Source organism: Rhizobium sp. NLR8a, assembly GCF_019685235.1.
In the GTDB taxonomy this organism is placed as follows: domain Bacteria; phylum Pseudomonadota; class Alphaproteobacteria; order Rhizobiales; family Rhizobiaceae; genus Rhizobium.
Window position 1 is genome coordinate 48,355 of sequence record NZ_JABDWI010000017.1, and the last position, 16,785, is coordinate 65,139.

General features: G+C 59.8%; 16 protein-coding genes. 9 read left to right on the top strand and 7 right to left on the bottom strand.

Features of this window, described 5'->3' with window-relative positions:
- On the bottom strand, positions 1-468 hold the full coding sequence (locus HJC04_RS27845; protein WP_210631064.1) for a MarR family winged helix-turn-helix transcriptional regulator: 468 nt from the start codon (positions 466-468) through the stop codon (positions 1-3).
- Positions 469-515: 47 nt separating this feature from the next.
- Here HJC04_RS27845 and HJC04_RS27850 point away from each other — a divergent pair, with 47 nt between their 5' ends.
- Complete coding sequence (locus HJC04_RS27850) at positions 516-1,490, top strand: alpha/beta hydrolase (RefSeq protein ID WP_210631065.1); 975 nt, start codon at positions 516-518, stop codon at positions 1,488-1,490.
- A gap of 36 nt (positions 1,491-1,526) precedes the next feature.
- Positions 1,527-2,138, top strand: coding sequence for a pyridoxamine 5'-phosphate oxidase family protein (locus HJC04_RS27855; RefSeq protein ID WP_210631066.1), 612 nt, complete (start codon positions 1,527-1,529; stop codon positions 2,136-2,138).
- Positions 2,139-2,318: 180 nt separating this feature from the next.
- Here HJC04_RS27855 and HJC04_RS27860 read toward each other — a convergent pair whose 3' ends face one another.
- Together HJC04_RS27860 and HJC04_RS27865 are read right to left on the bottom strand one after the other, a co-directional pair.
- Positions 2,319-3,386: a GGDEF domain-containing protein gene (locus HJC04_RS27860; RefSeq protein ID WP_210631067.1), complete on the bottom strand. Its 1,068-nt coding sequence runs from the start codon at positions 3,384-3,386 to the stop codon at positions 2,319-2,321.
- Between the two features lie 615 nt (positions 3,387-4,001).
- A complete protein-coding gene (locus HJC04_RS27865) occupies positions 4,002-5,609 on the bottom strand; it encodes a fumarate hydratase (protein ID WP_221123385.1) in 1,608 nt (535 codons plus the stop codon).
- Between the two features lie 257 nt (positions 5,610-5,866).
- On the opposite strand from HJC04_RS27865, the gene HJC04_RS27870 reads away from it, so the two are divergent.
- Positions 5,867-6,694: a VCBS domain-containing protein gene (locus HJC04_RS27870; RefSeq protein ID WP_221147637.1), complete on the top strand. Its 828-nt coding sequence runs from the start codon at positions 5,867-5,869 to the stop codon at positions 6,692-6,694.
- Between the two features lie 207 nt (positions 6,695-6,901).
- On the opposite strand, the gene fumC is transcribed toward HJC04_RS27870, so the two are convergent.
- The gene (gene fumC, locus HJC04_RS27875; RefSeq protein WP_221147593.1) at positions 6,902-8,293 is read right to left on the bottom strand and encodes a class II fumarate hydratase; all 1,392 of its coding nucleotides are present in this window, start codon (positions 8,291-8,293) and stop codon (positions 6,902-6,904) included.
- On the opposite strand from fumC, the gene HJC04_RS27880 reads away from it, so the two are divergent.
- Together HJC04_RS27880 and HJC04_RS27885 are read left to right on the top strand one after the other, a co-directional pair.
- Entirely contained in the window at positions 8,292-8,621 is a 330-nt protein-coding gene (locus tag HJC04_RS27880) for a hypothetical protein (protein ID WP_210631721.1), read from the top strand. The genes fumC and HJC04_RS27880 overlap by 2 nt on opposite strands.
- 75 nt (positions 8,622-8,696) lie before the next feature.
- Entirely contained in the window at positions 8,697-10,598 is a 1,902-nt protein-coding gene (locus tag HJC04_RS27885) for a murein L,D-transpeptidase (RefSeq protein WP_221147594.1), read from the top strand.
- A 318-nt stretch (positions 10,599-10,916) separates the two neighbouring features.
- Here the strand turns inward: HJC04_RS27885 and HJC04_RS27890 are convergent, their stop codons facing one another.
- A complete protein-coding gene (locus HJC04_RS27890; protein ID WP_210631071.1) occupies positions 10,917-11,621 on the bottom strand; it encodes an HAD family hydrolase in 705 nt (234 codons plus the stop codon).
- Positions 11,622-11,888: 267 nt separating this feature from the next.
- Between HJC04_RS27890 and rpiA the strand changes: the two genes are divergently transcribed.
- The 3 genes from rpiA (at position 11,889) to HJC04_RS27905 (ending at position 13,539) form a co-directional block, all read left to right on the top strand.
- On the top strand, positions 11,889-12,587 hold the full coding sequence (gene rpiA, locus HJC04_RS27895) for a ribose-5-phosphate isomerase RpiA (protein ID WP_221147595.1): 699 nt from the start codon (positions 11,889-11,891) through the stop codon (positions 12,585-12,587).
- A gap of 15 nt (positions 12,588-12,602) precedes the next feature.
- A complete protein-coding gene (locus HJC04_RS27900; RefSeq protein WP_210631073.1) occupies positions 12,603-13,160 on the top strand; it encodes a DUF2059 domain-containing protein in 558 nt (185 codons plus the stop codon).
- A 94-nt stretch (positions 13,161-13,254) separates the two neighbouring features.
- The gene (locus HJC04_RS27905) at positions 13,255-13,539 is read left to right on the top strand and encodes an acylphosphatase (protein WP_221147596.1); all 285 of its coding nucleotides are present in this window, start codon (positions 13,255-13,257) and stop codon (positions 13,537-13,539) included.
- 39 nt (positions 13,540-13,578) lie between these two features.
- Here the strand turns inward: HJC04_RS27905 and HJC04_RS27910 are convergent, their stop codons facing one another.
- On the bottom strand, positions 13,579-13,797 hold the full coding sequence (locus tag HJC04_RS27910; protein ID WP_247241728.1) for a hypothetical protein: 219 nt from the start codon (positions 13,795-13,797) through the stop codon (positions 13,579-13,581).
- Positions 13,798-13,999: 202 nt separating this feature from the next.
- Between HJC04_RS27910 and gor the strand changes: the two genes are divergently transcribed.
- The gene (gene gor / locus HJC04_RS27915; RefSeq protein ID WP_221147597.1) at positions 14,000-15,385 is read left to right on the top strand and encodes a glutathione-disulfide reductase; all 1,386 of its coding nucleotides are present in this window, start codon (positions 14,000-14,002) and stop codon (positions 15,383-15,385) included.
- Between the two features lie 9 nt (positions 15,386-15,394).
- On the opposite strand, the gene HJC04_RS27920 is transcribed toward gor, so the two are convergent.
- Entirely contained in the window at positions 15,395-16,684 is a 1,290-nt protein-coding gene (locus HJC04_RS27920) for a VWA domain-containing protein (RefSeq protein WP_210631077.1), read from the bottom strand.
- Positions 16,685-16,785: the final 101 nt, after the last annotated feature.

A 16,785-nucleotide genomic window follows, 5' to 3' on the forward strand; every position in this document is an offset into this window, starting at 1 on the left:
TCACCCGTCATCGCGCAGATCTTTCAGCAGCACGGCGATGATGCGCTCCATCGAGGTGGCGGTCGCCGTGCATTGCTCGATCGGCTCGTCGGAGAGCGTGCGCTCGATGAGATCGGTCTGGATCGCCATCGCTGCCTCGGTTACTTTGCGGCCTTCTCCGGTGAGATAAAGGCGCAGCACCCGCTTGTCACGCTCGTCGCCGCGCCGCTCGATCAGCCCGCGCCTTTCCATCTGCGGTAAGAGCATGCTCATATTGGAGCGGCCGACGAGGAGCTTGCGCGCCAGTTCCTGCTGCGAGATGGCCTCGAAACGGTAGAGATTCACGAGGATATCGAGATGCGGCGGCTTGATGTCGAGATCGGCAAGCGAGCGCGCCAGGGACTGTTGCATGAGCTGACAGGCGCGCGCCACCGCAATCCAGCTGCGAAAACGCGGATGATCCCAGGGAAGGGATTGATTTTTGTTCATCGTTGTACTTTATTGTTCAGTGTTGAACAGTCTTTTGGATTCCCACTATGGCAAATTTCGCGCTTAAGGTCACCCGCCTCGGATTCCGGCTTCTGCAGACGATTTCGCCGCGGCTGGCGGGCAGGGCGGCATTCCTGCTGTTCTGCCGCACACCATCGCGACGGCCGACGGGCGAAAAGGCGAAGGCAGCGTATGCTGCTGGTGCGGCGCGGCTTGCCGGCGCGGAACGTTTCGTGCTCAGGCTCGCCGGCGGCGCCAAGGCGCATGCTTATCGCCTGAACGGCGGGCCAATCGGCCAGCGCAAGCGCTACCTCGTCACACATGGCTGGGGCTCGAGCGCCGTCTATATGACAGATCTCGTTTCGGTGCTGGCGGCGACGGGCGCCGAGGTGGTGGCGCTCGATTTTCCCGGTCACGGGCGGGCGGGCGGGCGCTTCCTACATATGGGACTTGCTGTCCAGGCAGTCGCAGCGGCAGGAGAGCGGTTCGGTGCATTCGACGCTGCAATCGGCCATTCCTTCGGGGGCGCAGTACTGATGGTCTCGGCGGCAGGCCTGATTCCCGATGCGGCGCCGGCCATCTGCGAGCGACTGGTGCTGATCGGCGCGCCGAGCGACATGGCCTGGCTCTTTACCGATTTCGGCCGGATGATCGGGCTTCACCCGGCTGCGCAGGCTGCGCTGGAGAATGAAGTCCATCGTGTCACTGGGCGGAGACTCGAGGATTTCGAGGCTAGCGAGACGGCCGGCATGCTTGGTTGGCCTGTGCTCGTCATCCACGCCGAGGACGACAAAGAGGTGTCGCCGGCCCACGCCAGGCGTTATGACGCGGCGGGCGAGACTGTGCGGCTGTTCTGGGCGAACGGCTTCGGTCACCGGCGCATCGTCGGCGCGGCTCCCGTGCTCGGTGCGATCGCGGCTTTTCTTAAAGGCGACGCGGACGAGGACGCCGGCGAAAGCATCAAAAAAGATGCAGAGATCATTCCGTTTTTTGAGCTTCCGGCGAGGCGCGCGGCATTGTAGCGTCCGTGGCAAAGATCAGCCGCGGCGGGACGCTTCATGAAAATCATCAGCAGCATCGAAGAGCTCAATACGATCTATGGCGCCGGGCTGTCGCAGGCCTCGGTCGACAAGGTGACCCAGCGGCTGACGCCGCTCTATCGCCAGATGATCGAAAGCTCGCCGTTTGCGGCACTGGCGACCGTAGGCCCGGAAGGGCTCGATTGTTCGCCACGCGGCGATCTCGGTGGCGTAGTTCGCGTTGTCGACGACGAGACGCTGCATCTGCCGGATTGGCGCGGCAACAATCGCGTGGATTCGCTCTCCAACATCGTGCGCGACCCTCGGCTTGCGCTGATGTTCCTGATCCCCGGCTCGAACACGACGATGCGTATCAATGGCCGCGGTGTCGTTTCAAATGACGAGATACTGCTTTCGAGTTTCGAAATGGACGGCAAACATCCACGCACCGTCGTCGTCATCTCGATCGACGAGGTCTATTTCCAGTGCGCGCGAGCGGTGATGCGGGCCGAACTGTGGAACGCTGCGCATTTCACCGATCCGGCGAACTTGCCGACGCCGGGCCAGATGCTGAAGGCCGCCGTCAGCGATTTCGATCAGGAAACCTACGACCGGGAATGGCCGGGACGGGCGGCGAAGACGATGTGGTAAACACTGTCATCTCATTGCGACGGTGCAGTTTTGACAAAGCTCGCCCTTTAATCGACGTCATCCTTGGCCTTTGCCGAGGAGCTGCTGCACTGGCGGCAGATGCTCGAGACAAGCCCGAGCATGACGAAAGAAGGGTTGTCACCTAGTGGCGACAGCGTGCCCTATCATGAGGGTTCAGCGTCAAGCCTTGTAGATCAGCCAGCTCTTGCTGAAGTCCTTCTGCATGCCATCCTGATAGAGGACGATGCAGTTGCGGCCGGCGTGCTTGGCGCCGTACAGCGCGATGTCGGTCTTGCTGTAGAGTTCGCCGGCATCCTCGGCATTCGAGGCCATGCAGATGCCGATCGAAACAGTGATCGGGCCGTAATTCACCCGGGTCCGGGAATTCTTGAACGGCGTGGTTTCCAACGTGCGGCGGATGCGTTCGGCGATCGCCGTCACTTCCTCGGCCGTGTTGCCCTCGATGATCAGGGCAAATTCCTCGCCGCCGGCACGGGCGACAAAGACATCTCGCCGGACATTGCTGCGGATGACGGAAGCGACGGTGGCCAGGATCTTGTCGCCGACAGGATGGCCGTAGGTGTCGTTTATCTTCTTGAAATTGTCGATGTCGGCGAGCAGCAGGGCCGTTATCGGCCGCATGCCGGGATTGTTGAAGACCGCTGCCAGCCGGTCGTCGAAGGCGCGACGGTTGGAAAGGCGCGTCAGCGAATCGGTGTTGGCAATGCGCTTGTATTCGTCGAGTTCCTTGCGGACCTGGTCCATCTCCTGCGAGCGCTGGACAACGTCCTCGACGGTACGTTCGCCATGCGCCATGGTATCGCCGGTCGCCTGGCTCAAAAGTTCGATAGCGCTTTCGATCAGCTCGACGCTGGCATTGCTTTTGGAGGTGATGCGCTTATGAGTCTCGCCGAGCAGCCTTGTATAGCTTTCGAGCGAACTTTGCTCCTGCCTCAGTATCCGCAGCAGGCCGTCGAGTTCGCCTGATATGCGCGTATGGGCATCGTCGAAAACGCGTACGGGGGTGCTGGTGAAATACTGCGCGCCCAGCGCATCGAGTTCGGCCTGTGTCGCCTGGCTGCCGAGAGCTGCGAGTTCGCGGGTGAGGGCCGGATTGGAGCCGATATAGGCTTCGTAGAAGAGTTCGTAATTGCGGGGTATCGGCGCAACGCCCATCGAGCGCATGGCATAGGTGATCTGGCCCGCTACGTCGGGAACCTGCACCTTGGGCGCGACAGCCGTATTCATCCGGCAAACTCCTCATTTTTTCGAAGGCAATATTTATTTGTTAGCTTAAATTTCTTGGGAAAAGATTAAAGCGATATATACCAAAGATTACATATGAAAACTTCGCAGTGGGTCTATACTTCAGGCAGGTCTCTGATTCTTCATGGAAAAATGCATCTTCATCGGGACAGTGTATACCCGTTGCGCGGGAGGCGTATTTAAAAAACTTACGCATCTTTTCTGGTTGAAGATCGTATTCATCTTGTCGACAGCAAGTTTGGTTGTCTCCTATTTCGTATGCATATTGCGGAATGACAATTTTCACCGGCAAACCCGAAATACTGCCAGAAAATCAGGACGTGAGATTATGGAAAGGTCCCGCGCCATTTCTTCGCCATCCTCGTTTTCACCGTCTTCGCAGGGGGCGCCGTGCTGCTGGAGCACACCGGTCTCGCCTTGCGCATTCGGACGGAGATCCTGGGGTGGGTGATGATGGAGATGTGACAAGCGCTGGAGATATTCAGTGAGCGCGCAAATATCTGAAAGGCGTGCGGCACCTTCTCCGGCGGGCGGACAGGGGCTTAACGGCAAGCCGTCAGTTGCCCTTCACCTGCCTTCGAAGACCACACCAGACGATTATCCCAAATTCAATTCCTGGAAGAAATCATTGCCCTTATCGTCGATGACGATGAAGGCGGGGAAATCTTCCACCTCGATCTTCCAGACTGCTTCCATGCCGAGCTCGGGATATTCCAGCACTTCGACCTTGCGGATGCAGTCCTTGGCGAGACGGGCGGCGGGGCCGCCGATCGAACCCAGGTAGAAGCCGCCATGTTTCTTGCAGGCTTCGCGCACGGCGCGCGATCGGTTGCCCTTGGCGAGCATCACCAGCGAGCCGCCGAAGGACTGGAACTGGTCGACGTAGCTGTCCATGCGGCCGGCCGTCGTTGGGCCGAAGGAGCCGGAGGCATAGCCGGCCGGTGTCTTGGCGGGACCGGCATAGTAGACCGGGTGATTTTTCAGGTAATCGGGCATGCCTTCGCCCTTTTCCAGGCGATCGCGGATCTTGGCATGAGCGAGGTCGCGGGCGACGATAATGGTGCCGGTCAGCGAAAGGCGCGTCTTGACCGGATGCCTGGAGAGTTCGGTGAGCACTTCGGCCATCGGCTTGTTGAGGTCGATATGCACGGTCGATTCCGACAGTTTCGCCTCGTCGATCTCGGGCATGTATTTCGACGGATCGGTTTCGAGCTGCTCCACGAAAATGCCGTCGCGCGTGATCTTGCCCTTGGCCTGGCGATCGGCGGAACAGGAGACGCCGAGGCCGATCGGCAGCGAGGCGCCGTGGCGGGGCAGGCGGATGACACGCACGTCATGACAGAAATACTTGCCGCCGAACTGGGCGCCGACGCCCATCTGCTGCGTCAGCTTGTGGATTTCCTTTTCCATTTCGACGTCGCGGAAGGCATGCCCGCTCTCGGAGCCTTCGGTCGGCAGCGCGTCGAGATAACGGGTCGAGGCGAGCTTGACCGTCTTCAGGTTCATCTCGGCCGAGGTGCCGCCGATGACGATCGCCAAATGGTAGGGGGGACAGGCTGCCGTCCCCAACGTCAGGATCTTCTCCTTAAGGAAGTCGATCATCCGGTCATGGGTCAGGAGCGAGGGCGTGCCCTGATAGAGGAATGTCTTGTTGGCCGAACCGCCACCTTTGGCGACGAAGAGGAAGTCGTAAGAGTCGGTGCCTTCCTGATAAATATCGATCTGAGCCGGCAGGTTGTTCCTGGTGTTCTTCTCTTCGAACATCTTGATCGGCGCGAGCTGCGAATAACGCAGGTTCTTCTTTTCATAAGCGTCGAGCACGCCTTTCGAAAGCGCCGCCGCATCACCGCCCTCCGTCCAGACCCTGCGGCCCTTCTTGCCCATGATGATCGCCGTGCCGGTGTCCTGGCACATCGGAAGCACGCCGCCGGCGGCGATATTGGCGTTCTTCAGCAGATCGTAGGCGACGAAACGATCATTGTCGGTCGCTTCAGGGTCGTCGAGGATGGCGGCAAGCTGCTTCAGATGCGTGGGGCGCAGCAGGTGGTTGATGTCGGCAAAGGCGGTTTCGGCAAGCAGCCGGATGCCCTCGGGATCGACCGTCAGAATTTCCTGACCCTTGAAGCTGTCGGCCGAGACGTAGTCGCTGCTGATCTTGCGGTAGGGGGTGGCATCCTCGCCGAGGGGGAAGAGATCGTCAGCCATCCAAGTGACCTTTCTGGTGGGCGTGCGTCGCTGAAATTGGAACCGGTCTAAATCTGCTGCGATGCAAATGCAATTGGGAACGGCGGAGTGTGGAGTTGGAGCCATGTCGTGCTACGTTTTGCAACCCGCCCGTTGCACGCAATAAGCGAGTGAAACAATGGCGAACTCGACATTTGTCGCGAAACAACCGACTTCAGGTTGCCTTCAATTCAAGCCCAGTTCATATTCTCGGCATCGTTAACCTGCTGGGGCTTCCAATGACAAATGCAAAGCCAACTGCTGTCGACGACCTTCTGGTTTTTTTCGAACATGACTGGATCAGGGGCGATCTGCTGCGCTTCGCCAGCGATCCCGAAGGTGCGGACATGTATGTTCGCTTCGCCAATGGCGTCCGTATCGACGCCAAACATGGGCCTGACCACGAAACGATCATTCAGGGCAAGTACGGAACCTTCAAGGTGAAGCCTGACGGTCACTTCACATATGAGCTGGATACCACGCTGGATGTGGTGAAGAATTTAGGGAAGTCCGATCAGCTCATCGAAAAACTGAGTTACAAGATGTCCGACGGCTCGGGGGGCACGGACCTCGGCGTGTTGACCCTTGCGATCGACGGCGTCAACGAAGGCGAAAAATACCACGAAGTCCTGGATTTCGATGATATGGGCGTCTTATCGAGGGCGGATAATTTCTCTCTCCCCAATTATCGGGGCTTTGCGCTCTCCGTGAACGGCAGCCACGATGTGACGCTTCTGAACGGCATTGTCTACGATACCATTCCGGGCGTCGACGCCATCACCGAAGACGGTTTCAGCGACACCGTTTTATCCCCCGGCTCGGCGCCCGTAAGCTTGAAAATGGTCGATGGCGGGGAGTTCACCTTTCAGAGCGTCTCGATCGCCGAACTGTCGGCATCGCCCTTTCATCTGACGCTCACTGCCCTGAACGACGGCCAGATCGTCTATCAACAGGAGCTCGAGGTTACCGGGCCCAATCTCGAGGTCAATCTCGAAGACATCGAAGAAATCCGCTTCGACTTCATGGGCAATTCTGTGGTGATGGACAATTTTTCGCTGTTGGTTTGAGGCTTGTCTGATGTCGTGCGGGGTTCCCCGTCCGATGCCAGCAGGGGCGACCGCGATGGCAAGAAATATGAGGGCGCCTACTCACCCCCTCATTCCTGTGCTCGTCACAGGAATGAGGGAGCAAGTGCCAAGCTTGCCCGCTCCCTCTTGCTTCGACCATGGAGAAGAAGGAACGAGTGGAGAAGAGGAGCAGACCTCCTTAACCGATTACTTCGGCCCGATCATCGTCTCCGGACGCACGATCGCGTCATATTCTTCCGATGTCACCAGTCCGCTGGCAAGTGCCTCTTCCTTCAGCGTCGTGCCGTTCTTGTGCGCCGTTTTGGCGATCTTGGCGGCGGCGTCGTAGCCGATCTTGGGGGCGAGGGCGGTGACCAGCATCAGTGAGCGTTCGAGGCCGGCCTTGATGTTGTCCTCGCGCGCCTCGATGCCGACGACGCAGTTGTCGGTGAAGGAGACGGCGGCGTCTGCGAGCAGCTGCACCGACTGCAGGAAGTTATAGGCCATCATCGGATTGTAGACGTTGAGCTCGAAATGGCCCTGGCTGTCGGCGAAGGTCAGTGCGGCGTGGTTGCCGAAGATGTGGATGCAGACCTGCGTCAGGGCTTCGCATTGGGTGGGGTTCACCTTGCCGGGCATGATCGAGGAGCCGGGCTCGTTTTCCGGCAGCGCCAGCTCCCCCAGGCCGGCGCGCGGGCCGGAGCCAAGCAGGCGGATGTCGTTGGCGATCTTGAAGAGAGCGGCAGCCGCCGCATTGATGGCGCCGTGGCTGAACACCATGCTGTCATGGGAGGCGAGCGCCTCGAATTTGTTTGGCGCGCTAACGAAGGGCATGCCGGTGATATCGGCGATCTCCTCGGCGACTTTCTCGGCAAAGCCGACCGGCGCGTTGAGGCCGGTGCCGACGGCGGTGCCGCCCTGGGCGAGTTCGCAGAGGCCGGGCAGGGTCATCTCGATGCGCTTGATGGCCGAGCCGAGCTGGGCGGCGTAGCCGGAAAATTCCTGGCCGAGCGTCAGTGGTGTGGCATCCTGAGTATGGGTGCGGCCGATCTTGATGATATGGCTGAACTCGGTGACCTTCATGTCGAGGGCGGCATGCAGGTGCTTCAGTGAGGGCAGCAGGTGGTGAGCGATCCGCTCGGCGCAGGCGATGTGCATGGCCGTCGGGTAGGTGTCGTTCGACGACTGGCTCATATTAACGTGATCGTTCGGGTGCACAGGCTTTTTGGAACCCATGACTCCGCCGAGCATTTCTATGGCACGATTGGAGATGACTTCATTGGCGTTCATGTTGGATTGCGTGCCGGAGCCGGTCTGCCAGACGACCAGCGGAAAATGGTCGTCGAGCTTGCCGTCGATCACTTCCTGGGCGGCATCGACGATGGCGTTGCCCAGCGCCGGATCGAGCTGGCCGAGCGACATGTTGGCGCGGGCGGCCGCCTGTTTGACGATGCCGAGCGCGCGAAGGATCGACAGCGGCTGCTTTTCCCAGCCGATCTTGAAATTGCCGAGCGAACGCTCCGCCTGGGCGCCCCAATATCGGTCGGCGGCGACTTCGATGGGGCCAAAAGTATCGGTTTCGGTGCGGGTTGCGGTCATGAGCCTTGCCTTCCTGTCACATGCTGTTTTCTGGCATCTTCGAAAGATGTGGTCTTATAGGTTGGAAACCAGAGCAAGAAAACCGAATGCCGTGCGAAATATTGATGATCACAGTCATGTTTGTGCCTGCCGGGCGGCGTGCTTTTTCGGCCACGTTGGAAATTTTATGCATCGGCGCGTTTTTGCCACACTGGTCCGGCGGCGAAAATTCGGTAAAAAATTAACTAATAATTTCATAATTTTGTGTGAACTGCTGTGCGGCGCCGCGCAGGATTCCTCTCACATGAAATTGAGTCCGCCGGCGCTGGCGGCGAAGGCCGGTTTCTGATCAATGAGGCCCTACGCTGCTTGAGTTTCGCGGGATTTGAGCTGAGAACAGCATGACATCGGGACTGGAATATATATGACGTTCGTTTTGAAAAGCGCGGTATCCGCATTGGCAGTTTCCTGCGGTCTGGCAATGATGGCCGCTCCCGCGCATGCCTATACGCTGATGGATATGCTTCGCGGCGACAGGCAGCGGACCCAGAGCACCATTTTCATGGATCAGATGCCGCCCGGGCGTGTGGCGCCGCGTGGCGGCGAAGGTGGATCGCTTGGCGGACTTGACCCGGAGGCGCCGCTGCCGAAGGTGAGCGGTCCGCGTTATTATACCTACAAGACCGAAGCCCTGCAGTTCGTCGATACCAGCAAGTTCGCCGATCCGATCGTCACTGGTGCGGTTGCTGAGGTTTCGCCGGCGGGCGATTCCGAACCGGTGGTGCAGCGCCGTTTCCTGGCGCAGGCCAAGGTTCGCGCCAATTCCGACGTCGCCAAGGCACTCGAAACCTATTACAGCGATAGCCGTAATCCGCTCGTCTGGGTCGACGGCAACCAGATCAGCGAACGCGCCCAGTCGGCAATGGCGGCGCTGGCCGATGCGGCTTCCGTGGGCCTCGACCCTGCCGATTACGCCGTGCAGGCGCCGGCGGTCGATCCGGCCAATCCTGATCCTGCCGCGCGTGACCGGGCGCTGACGCAATTCGAGCTGGAACTTTCGGCCAAGGTGCTTGCCTTCGTGCAGGACACGGTCCGCGGCCGCATCGATCCGAACAAGATTTCAGGTTATCACGATTTCCAGCGCAAGGCGGTCAATCTGGCGCCGGTGCTGAAGCTTGCCCGCATGAGCCCGAATGCCGGCGCCTATATCGCCAGCCGGTCGCCAGATAGCGAGCAGTTCGAGGCGCTGAAGGCGGAGCTGGCCAAGCTTCGCGCCGCGGATAGCAATGAGGAGCAGGTCGTCATTTCGCTCCAAGGGCTGCTCAGACCCGGCGACAGCTCGTCCGAGATCGCCAATATCGTCAAGGCGCTGCAGAAGCACGGGTCCGAGACGTTGAAGACTGATCACGCGGCGACGTTTGCAGCCTACGCCGGCGGCAGCGACTATTCGCCCGACATCGTCTCGCTGGTCGAGGACTTCCAGAAAGAGCACGGTCTGAAGCCAGATGGCGTCATCGGCCAGGCGACGGTGCGCGCCATGACCGGCGGCGACACCGATGCCTCGAAGATCGACAAGCTCGTCGTTGCCATGGAACAGGTGCGCTGGCTGCCGGAAGATCTTGGTTCCCGCTACGTCATGATCAATCAGCCGGCCTACATGGCCTATTACCATAATGACGGCAAGGAGCAGCTGTCGATGCGCGTGGTGGTCGGCGGCAAGAACAACCAGACCTATTTCTTCAACGACGAGATCGAGACGGTGGAGTTCAACCCGTTCTGGGGCGTGCCGCAGTCGATCATCATCAACGAAATGCTGCCGAAGCTGCGCTCGGACCCCAACTACCTCGATCAGCTCGGTTATGAGGTTGAGGTGAATGGCCATGCTGTCGCCTCGTCCAGCGTCGACTGGTACGGCTCGACCGCGAATGTTTCGGTGCGCCAGCCGCCAAGCGGCGATAACGCCCTCGGCGAACTGAAGATCCTGTTCCCGAACAGCCACGCGATCTATATGCACGATACGCCCTCGAAGAGCTTCTTCAAGCGCGACATGCGAGCGCTGAGCCACGGCTGCGTGCGCCTTGCCAATCCGCGCGCGATGGCAGCCGCCGTGCTCGGCACGACGGCGGACGATGTCGCCAAGCAGATCGCGAGCGGCCAGAATCATGCGGTGAAGGTGCCGCAGAAGATCCCGGTCTACGTCTCCTATTTCACCGCCTGGCCGAACAAGGATGGCGTGGTGGAGTATTTCGACGACGTCTACGGCCGTGACGCCTATGTCGACAAGGCTTTCGATGCGACGACCAAGGCGCGTGGGGCGCAGATCTGACGCCTAATTTTGTGATGGTTTGACGGGCGGTTTTCGGGCCGCCCGTTTTGTTTTTGAGGTTGTGAGTAGTGAGCCTTGGCAGATTGGCGCCACAAACTCGTCCCTCATTCCTATGCTTGTCACAGGAATCCAGCAGACGCGTTTCCACGCGGCGGAAGAATCGCAGCCTGTCGGTACATGGTTCCGCTGCTGCCAGCGATCTCCCCAGCAAGTCGCGCGTATTGTTCCCGACTCTAAAGTCTTATCGGCTTGCGGACGGAAGCCGGCTGGATTCCTTTGACAAGCACAGGAATGAGGGAGGATAGGCGAGCGGAGAACTCAAACAGCAATCTTCTCCGCAAACTCCCGCAGCAATCTCTCCACCAGTTCCGGCGTCAGTTCATCGTAGTGGGTGATGATGACATCCGGATCGAGGCTTGAGACCGGTACATCCGAATAGCCGAAAGGCACGGCGATCGACGGCACGGCGGCGTTTCTGGCCACGGCGATATCGTTGATGCTGTCGCCGATCATCACGGTTCGGGAAATATCGCCGCCGGCGCGCTCGATGGTGCCGGTGAGATGGCGGGCGTCGGGTTTGCGGTATTGGAAGGTGTCGCCGCCGGTGACTGCTTCGAAATAGCTGTGGAGGTCGAGCTTGTCGAGTAGGCCGAGCGCGAGGCTCTCCATCTTGTTGGTGCAGACGGCGAGGCGGTAGCCAGCGGATTTCAGGCGGTTCATGGCGGCGACCAGACCGGGATAGGGTTCCGTATGGCCGGGCATGTTGCCTGCATAATGGGCGACGAAGCGTTCCACCAGCAGCGGCAGGTCGTCTCCAGCGAGCGAATGGCCGCGCAGCCGGCAGGCGCGCTCGATCATAACCCGCGCGCCCTGGCCGACGAGATGGGTAAGATCGTCATAACTGACCGGGTCGAGGCCGAGGGCTGCGACCGTATGATTCAGGCTTTCGACCAGATCGGCATGGGTGTCGAGAAGGGTGCCGTCGAGATCGAAGACGACGAGCGGAGCGGGGGCAGGGGTCAAGGGTTTGCCTCTTTGTGCGATGGGCGTCTTGCGAGCGGCGTTCGATCGACGAGGTGTCATTCCTGGGAAAGACGCGTCATTCCCGAGAACGATGATATTGCTCCTGAGGTAGGCGATCGCGCGACGGAAAGCAACGGCCCGAGGATTAGCGGGAAGGCCGCAGGCGCTTGTTTCGGCTTTTCATTTTCCGTGATGATTTTGACTTTCGTTTGCCAGGCGAGCCGTGTAAACAGCACATCCAACGCAATAATTCGGAGCTGGCGGCGCATGGATGCCCGCGAAATGAAGATCAAGGCCGCCGAGGCCGCGCTCGCCCATGTCGAAAGCGGGATGCGTCTCGGCATTGGAACCGGGAGTACGGCGGAAGAATTCGTCCGCCTGCTGGCGGAGAAGGTCGCAGGTGGCTTCCAGGTCGAAGGTGTTCCGACGTCCGAACGAACGGCGCGCCTCTGTGTCGAGCTCGGTGTTCCGCTAAAGTCGCTTGACGAGCTGCCGGCTCTCGATATGACGGTCGACGGCGCCGATGAGATCGATCCGGCGCTCAGGCTGATCAAGGGCGGCGGCGGCGCGCTGCTGCGCGAGAAGATCGTCGCTGCGGCTTCGCAGAGGATGATCGTCATCGCTGACGAGAGCAAGCTGGTCGAGACACTCGGCGCCTTTGCGCTGCCGATCGAGGTCAATCCGTTCGGCCTCGTCTCGACGCGGATGGCAATCGAAAAAGTTGCGGCCCGGCTCGGCCTTTCCGGCGAACTCAGCCTGCGCCAATCCGGTGACGGAGAGTTTACCACGGACGGCGGCCATCACATCATCGATGCATTTTTTGGCCGCATTCCTGATGCAGAGGCGCTGTCGAGCGAGCTGAATTCCATACCCGGCGTCGTCGAACACGGGCTCTTCATCAATATGGCGGCACTTGCGATCATTGCCGGTCCTGCGGGTGCGCGCACGCTGCAGGCAAACAGATAACAGGAGCATACACTCATGATGAACATTGCAGGTCTTGGCCGTCTTGCCGCTGCGACCGTGGTTCTTTCCGGTCTTGCCTTCGGCTCCGCCGTCAAGGCGCAGGAAGTTTCCGAAGAGCAGCTGAAGGCTGCGCGCGCGGCGATCGACGCGATCGGTGCTACGGCCCAGTTCGACAATATCCTGCCCGGTCTTGCCGAACGCCTGAAGGCCGGCCTGATCCAGGATTCGCCGAACTACCAGGACATCATCTCGTCGACCGTTGATGCGCAGGCGCTGGCACTGGCGCCGCGCCGCGGCGATCTCGAGAAGGAAGCAGCACTTACATACGCCAAGGCCTTCACGGTCGATGAGCTGAAGGCGATCGCCGCCTTCTACACGTCCGACGTCGGCAAGAAGCTGCTGAAGGACGGCCCGGTCGCCTCGCGCGAGACAGCCAAGGCCGCGGATATCTGGGCCCAGGGCATTTCGCGCGACCTGGAAAAGCAGAGCAACGCCGAGCTGTCCAAGGTCATCAAGGCACCGCCACCGGCGACCGACAGCCCGGTTGCTCCGGCTCCCGCTGCCCAGCAGTAAGGCCTGCCTCATCGAATTTGCAAAAGCCCGGCATCGCCCGGGCTTTTTTGTTATGATGGATCCGGCAATAGCGGCGAGCTCTTGGTGAGGCTACATGTCCGATCATTACGAGGCAGTGCGAGTGCGGATATCGGGCAGAGTCCACGGTGTGGGTTTTCGCATGTGGACACGCGATCAGGCCTTGCAGCTCGGAGTAACGGGTTGGGTGCGCAATGAAGCGGACGGATCCGTCTCCGCTCTGATCGCCGGAGCCGGTAGCGCGATCTCGACGATGTTGGAGTGCTTGAAGCGTGGTCCTGCGGGGGCATCGGTCTCAAGCATAGAGACGGAAACGGCTGAACTTGAGGATATGCTGACTGGTTTCCGCGTTACCGGCTGACGGCCGCAAATCCCCGAGAGCCAAACACGCTGCTGGCGATCAGCCCCAATCCTTGGAACTCTTGGCCAATCGCCACATGCCAGTCTCATCCGGCTCCACGCGTTTGTTGCCGCGGTAGAAGATCGGCAGTCCGGTTTTCTTGTCCATGGCAAAGCGGCTCGGCGTAAATTTCTCGTTCTCGTGGCCCTGGATGGCGAGGTTCAGCGCTTCCTTGAATTTGCCGGCCTTGCACAGGTTGGCGAAGAGAGTTTGATCCATCTTTTGCTCCGGCATCCTTTCAGTCTCGTGCATTGCCTGCCAGCCTCCGTCGACGGGGTCAACCGTAAACGGTGACCGGGTCAGATTCCGGCCAATATTCGGCAATGGAGTACAGGAAGACGCGGGAGCGGGGCTTTTGTTTTCGTGACGATCGCCCCTATATCAGGAACGTCCTTCCTGCGATTCCCTTCCGGAGCTTCTTATGTCTTCCTATGATTACGACCTTTTCGTCATCGGCGGTGGTTCCGGAGGCGTGCGCGCTGCGCGCGTTGCCGCCTCGCTCGGCAAGAAGGTGGCGATCGCCGAGGAATACCGCTATGGCGGCACCTGCGTCATCCGCGGCTGCGTGCCGAAGAAACTCTTCGTCTATGCTTCGCAGTTCCACGAGCACTTCGAGGATGCAGCGGGTTTCGGCTGGACGGTCGGCCGAAGCAGCTTCGATTGGAAGAAGCTGGTCGCCGCCAAGGATGCGGAAATCGCGCGGTTGGAAGGCCTCTACAAGAAGGGGCTCGCCGGCGCCAATGCCGAGATCCTGGAAACGCGCGCCGAACTCGTCGATGCCCATACGCTGCGGCTCGTGAAAACAGGGCAGACGGTGACGGCCAAGACGATCGTGATCGCGACCGGCGGACGCCCGAACCCGCATGTCGCGCTTCCCGGACACGAGCTTTGCATTTCCTCCAATGACGCCTTTCATCTCGAGGAACTGCCAAAATCGATCGTGATCGCAGGCGGCGGTTACATCGCCGTCGAATTCGCCAATATCTTCCATGGTCTCGGCGTGGCGACGACACTGATCTATCGTGGCGCCGAAATCCTGTCTCGCTTCGACGAGGATCTGAGGCGGGGCCTGCACGAGGCAATGGTCGCCAAGGGCATCCGCATCCTCTGCCACGATACGCTGCGGCAGGTTTCCAAGGCCGACGATGGACTGGTGCTGGAGACGCTGAACAGCGGCACGCTGCAGGCCGATGTCGTCATGCTGGCCCTCGGGCGCGATCCGAATACGGAAGGTCTCGGTCTCGAGGCAGCCGGCGTAGCCGTCGACGAGCGCGGCGCCATCATCGTCGACGATTATTCCCGTACCAATGTCGAAAATATCTATGCTCTCGGTGATGTCACCAATCGAGTACAACTGACGCCGGTGGCGATTCACGAAGCGATGTGCTTCATCGAGACCGAGTACAAGAACAATCCGACCCGGCCGGACCATGAACTCATCCCCACCGCCGTCTTCTCACAGCCCGAGATTGGCACCGTCGGCCTGTCGGAAGAAGAGGCGGGCAAGCGGCACAGTGAGCTCGAAGTATACCGCGCGCAGTTCCGACCACTGAAAGCGACGCTTTCCGGCCGGCCCGAGCGGATGATCATGAAACTGATCGTCGATTCTGCGAGCCGAAAGGTTGTGGGGGCTCATATCCTCGGGCACGATGCCGGCGAGATGGCGCAGTTGCTCGGCGTCACGCTCAAGGCCGGCTGCACCAAGGACGATTTCGACCGGACGATGGCGCTGCACCCGACAGCGGCCGAAGAGCTCGTCACCATGTATGCGCCGAGCTATCGAATCCGCGACGGAAAGCGCTTCTAGGCAAGACTCTCAACTGGTGATGCGCGGCGCACGGATGACTTTAAGGAAAAGAGCCTTCATAGCATCGGCGATGCCTTCGGTCGGCGTCACCTCGAAATAGAGGCCCGGCGAGGCGCATTCCTGCATCTTGGTCGGGATCTGGCTCTGGAAGGGGCTGATCCAGGTATTGTACCAGCTGTTTTTCGGGAGAGGCAGGTAGGTCGTGTAAAGTACCGCGATCCTTATGCCCTTATCCTTCAGCGGCTTGCAGAAGGAGGTGTCGATCGGTTCCTGGCAACGCTTGCCGGTGAGTTTCTTGGTGCAGCCCTTCGGCTTCTCGCTGTCACCGACCCCATCCGAGACAAAGAACAGGATCTTCTGCGGCGTCGTTGAGGTGCTGCCGTCTCCGGGGGTAGTAATGATGTCTTTCATCTGTGTCAGCGCGTTGTCAAAGCTCGTCTGCTGGTCGTTGTTGTAGCCCTGATATGGAATGGTCATCAGGTCGACGGCGTCGGTGTAGGTGCGCACCTTGTCGAGGTCATCCGTCGGCTCGGATATGGTCGTGAGCTTCGCATCTTCGGCCTTGGTGCCGAAAGTATAGACGCCCATTTGGAATTGATTGGAGGAAACCCGCGTCGCTTTTGCGGTCTGCGTCAATTCCTTGGTCGCCTGGCGCACGACGTCGATACGCATGCTGACGCCGAGCTTCTTGGCAAGATTGTAGTAGTTGTTTTTGTTTTGAGTTTCGTGGCAGGCGAAGGCGCAGCTGTCACTGGTGTTCTTTTCCATCGTCGAGACGTCTTTGGCGGTGGCGCCGACGCCCATCGACGGCGTGTTGTCCAGCAGGATGTAGAAATCCATGAAAGAAGCCGTCTGATACTCGGCTGTCGCCGTGCCCGAGATTGTGATCGAATCCCGGCCGAGAACGCGCATGAAGGTGGTCGGCACGTTCGCCGTAAAAGAAACCTGAGAGTTCAGCTTGTTTGCGGCCTTGGTGACGTCGATGCCGAGATCGACTTGAATGCCGGTCAGCTCGCCTGACATCTGGGACATGAATATGTTACGGGCGTCGGTGCTGCCAAGCGATATCGTGCCGTTGCCGCTCATCGTCATCGCGGCGGCGACCGCGCCCGATTTTTCGGCGATCGAACCGACGGCAGCGGCATCGGCGGCGGCGTAGAGCTGCGTCCTCAGACTCAGTGCGTGGGCCACATCCACCGCCATGCCGGCCGCACCCACGAGCGGCACCATAAGCAATGCGGTCATGATGCCGAAATTGCCCGAGCGGTCCAAAATGAAGCCGGGCGGAAGGATCGCCATGACATGTCCCCAATGTTGAAACTCCTTCGGGTTCTACATGCAAAATCTGAAATATGGGGAAATCGACATGGTATATGCTGGTTTAAAGCGGCCGGTGATTG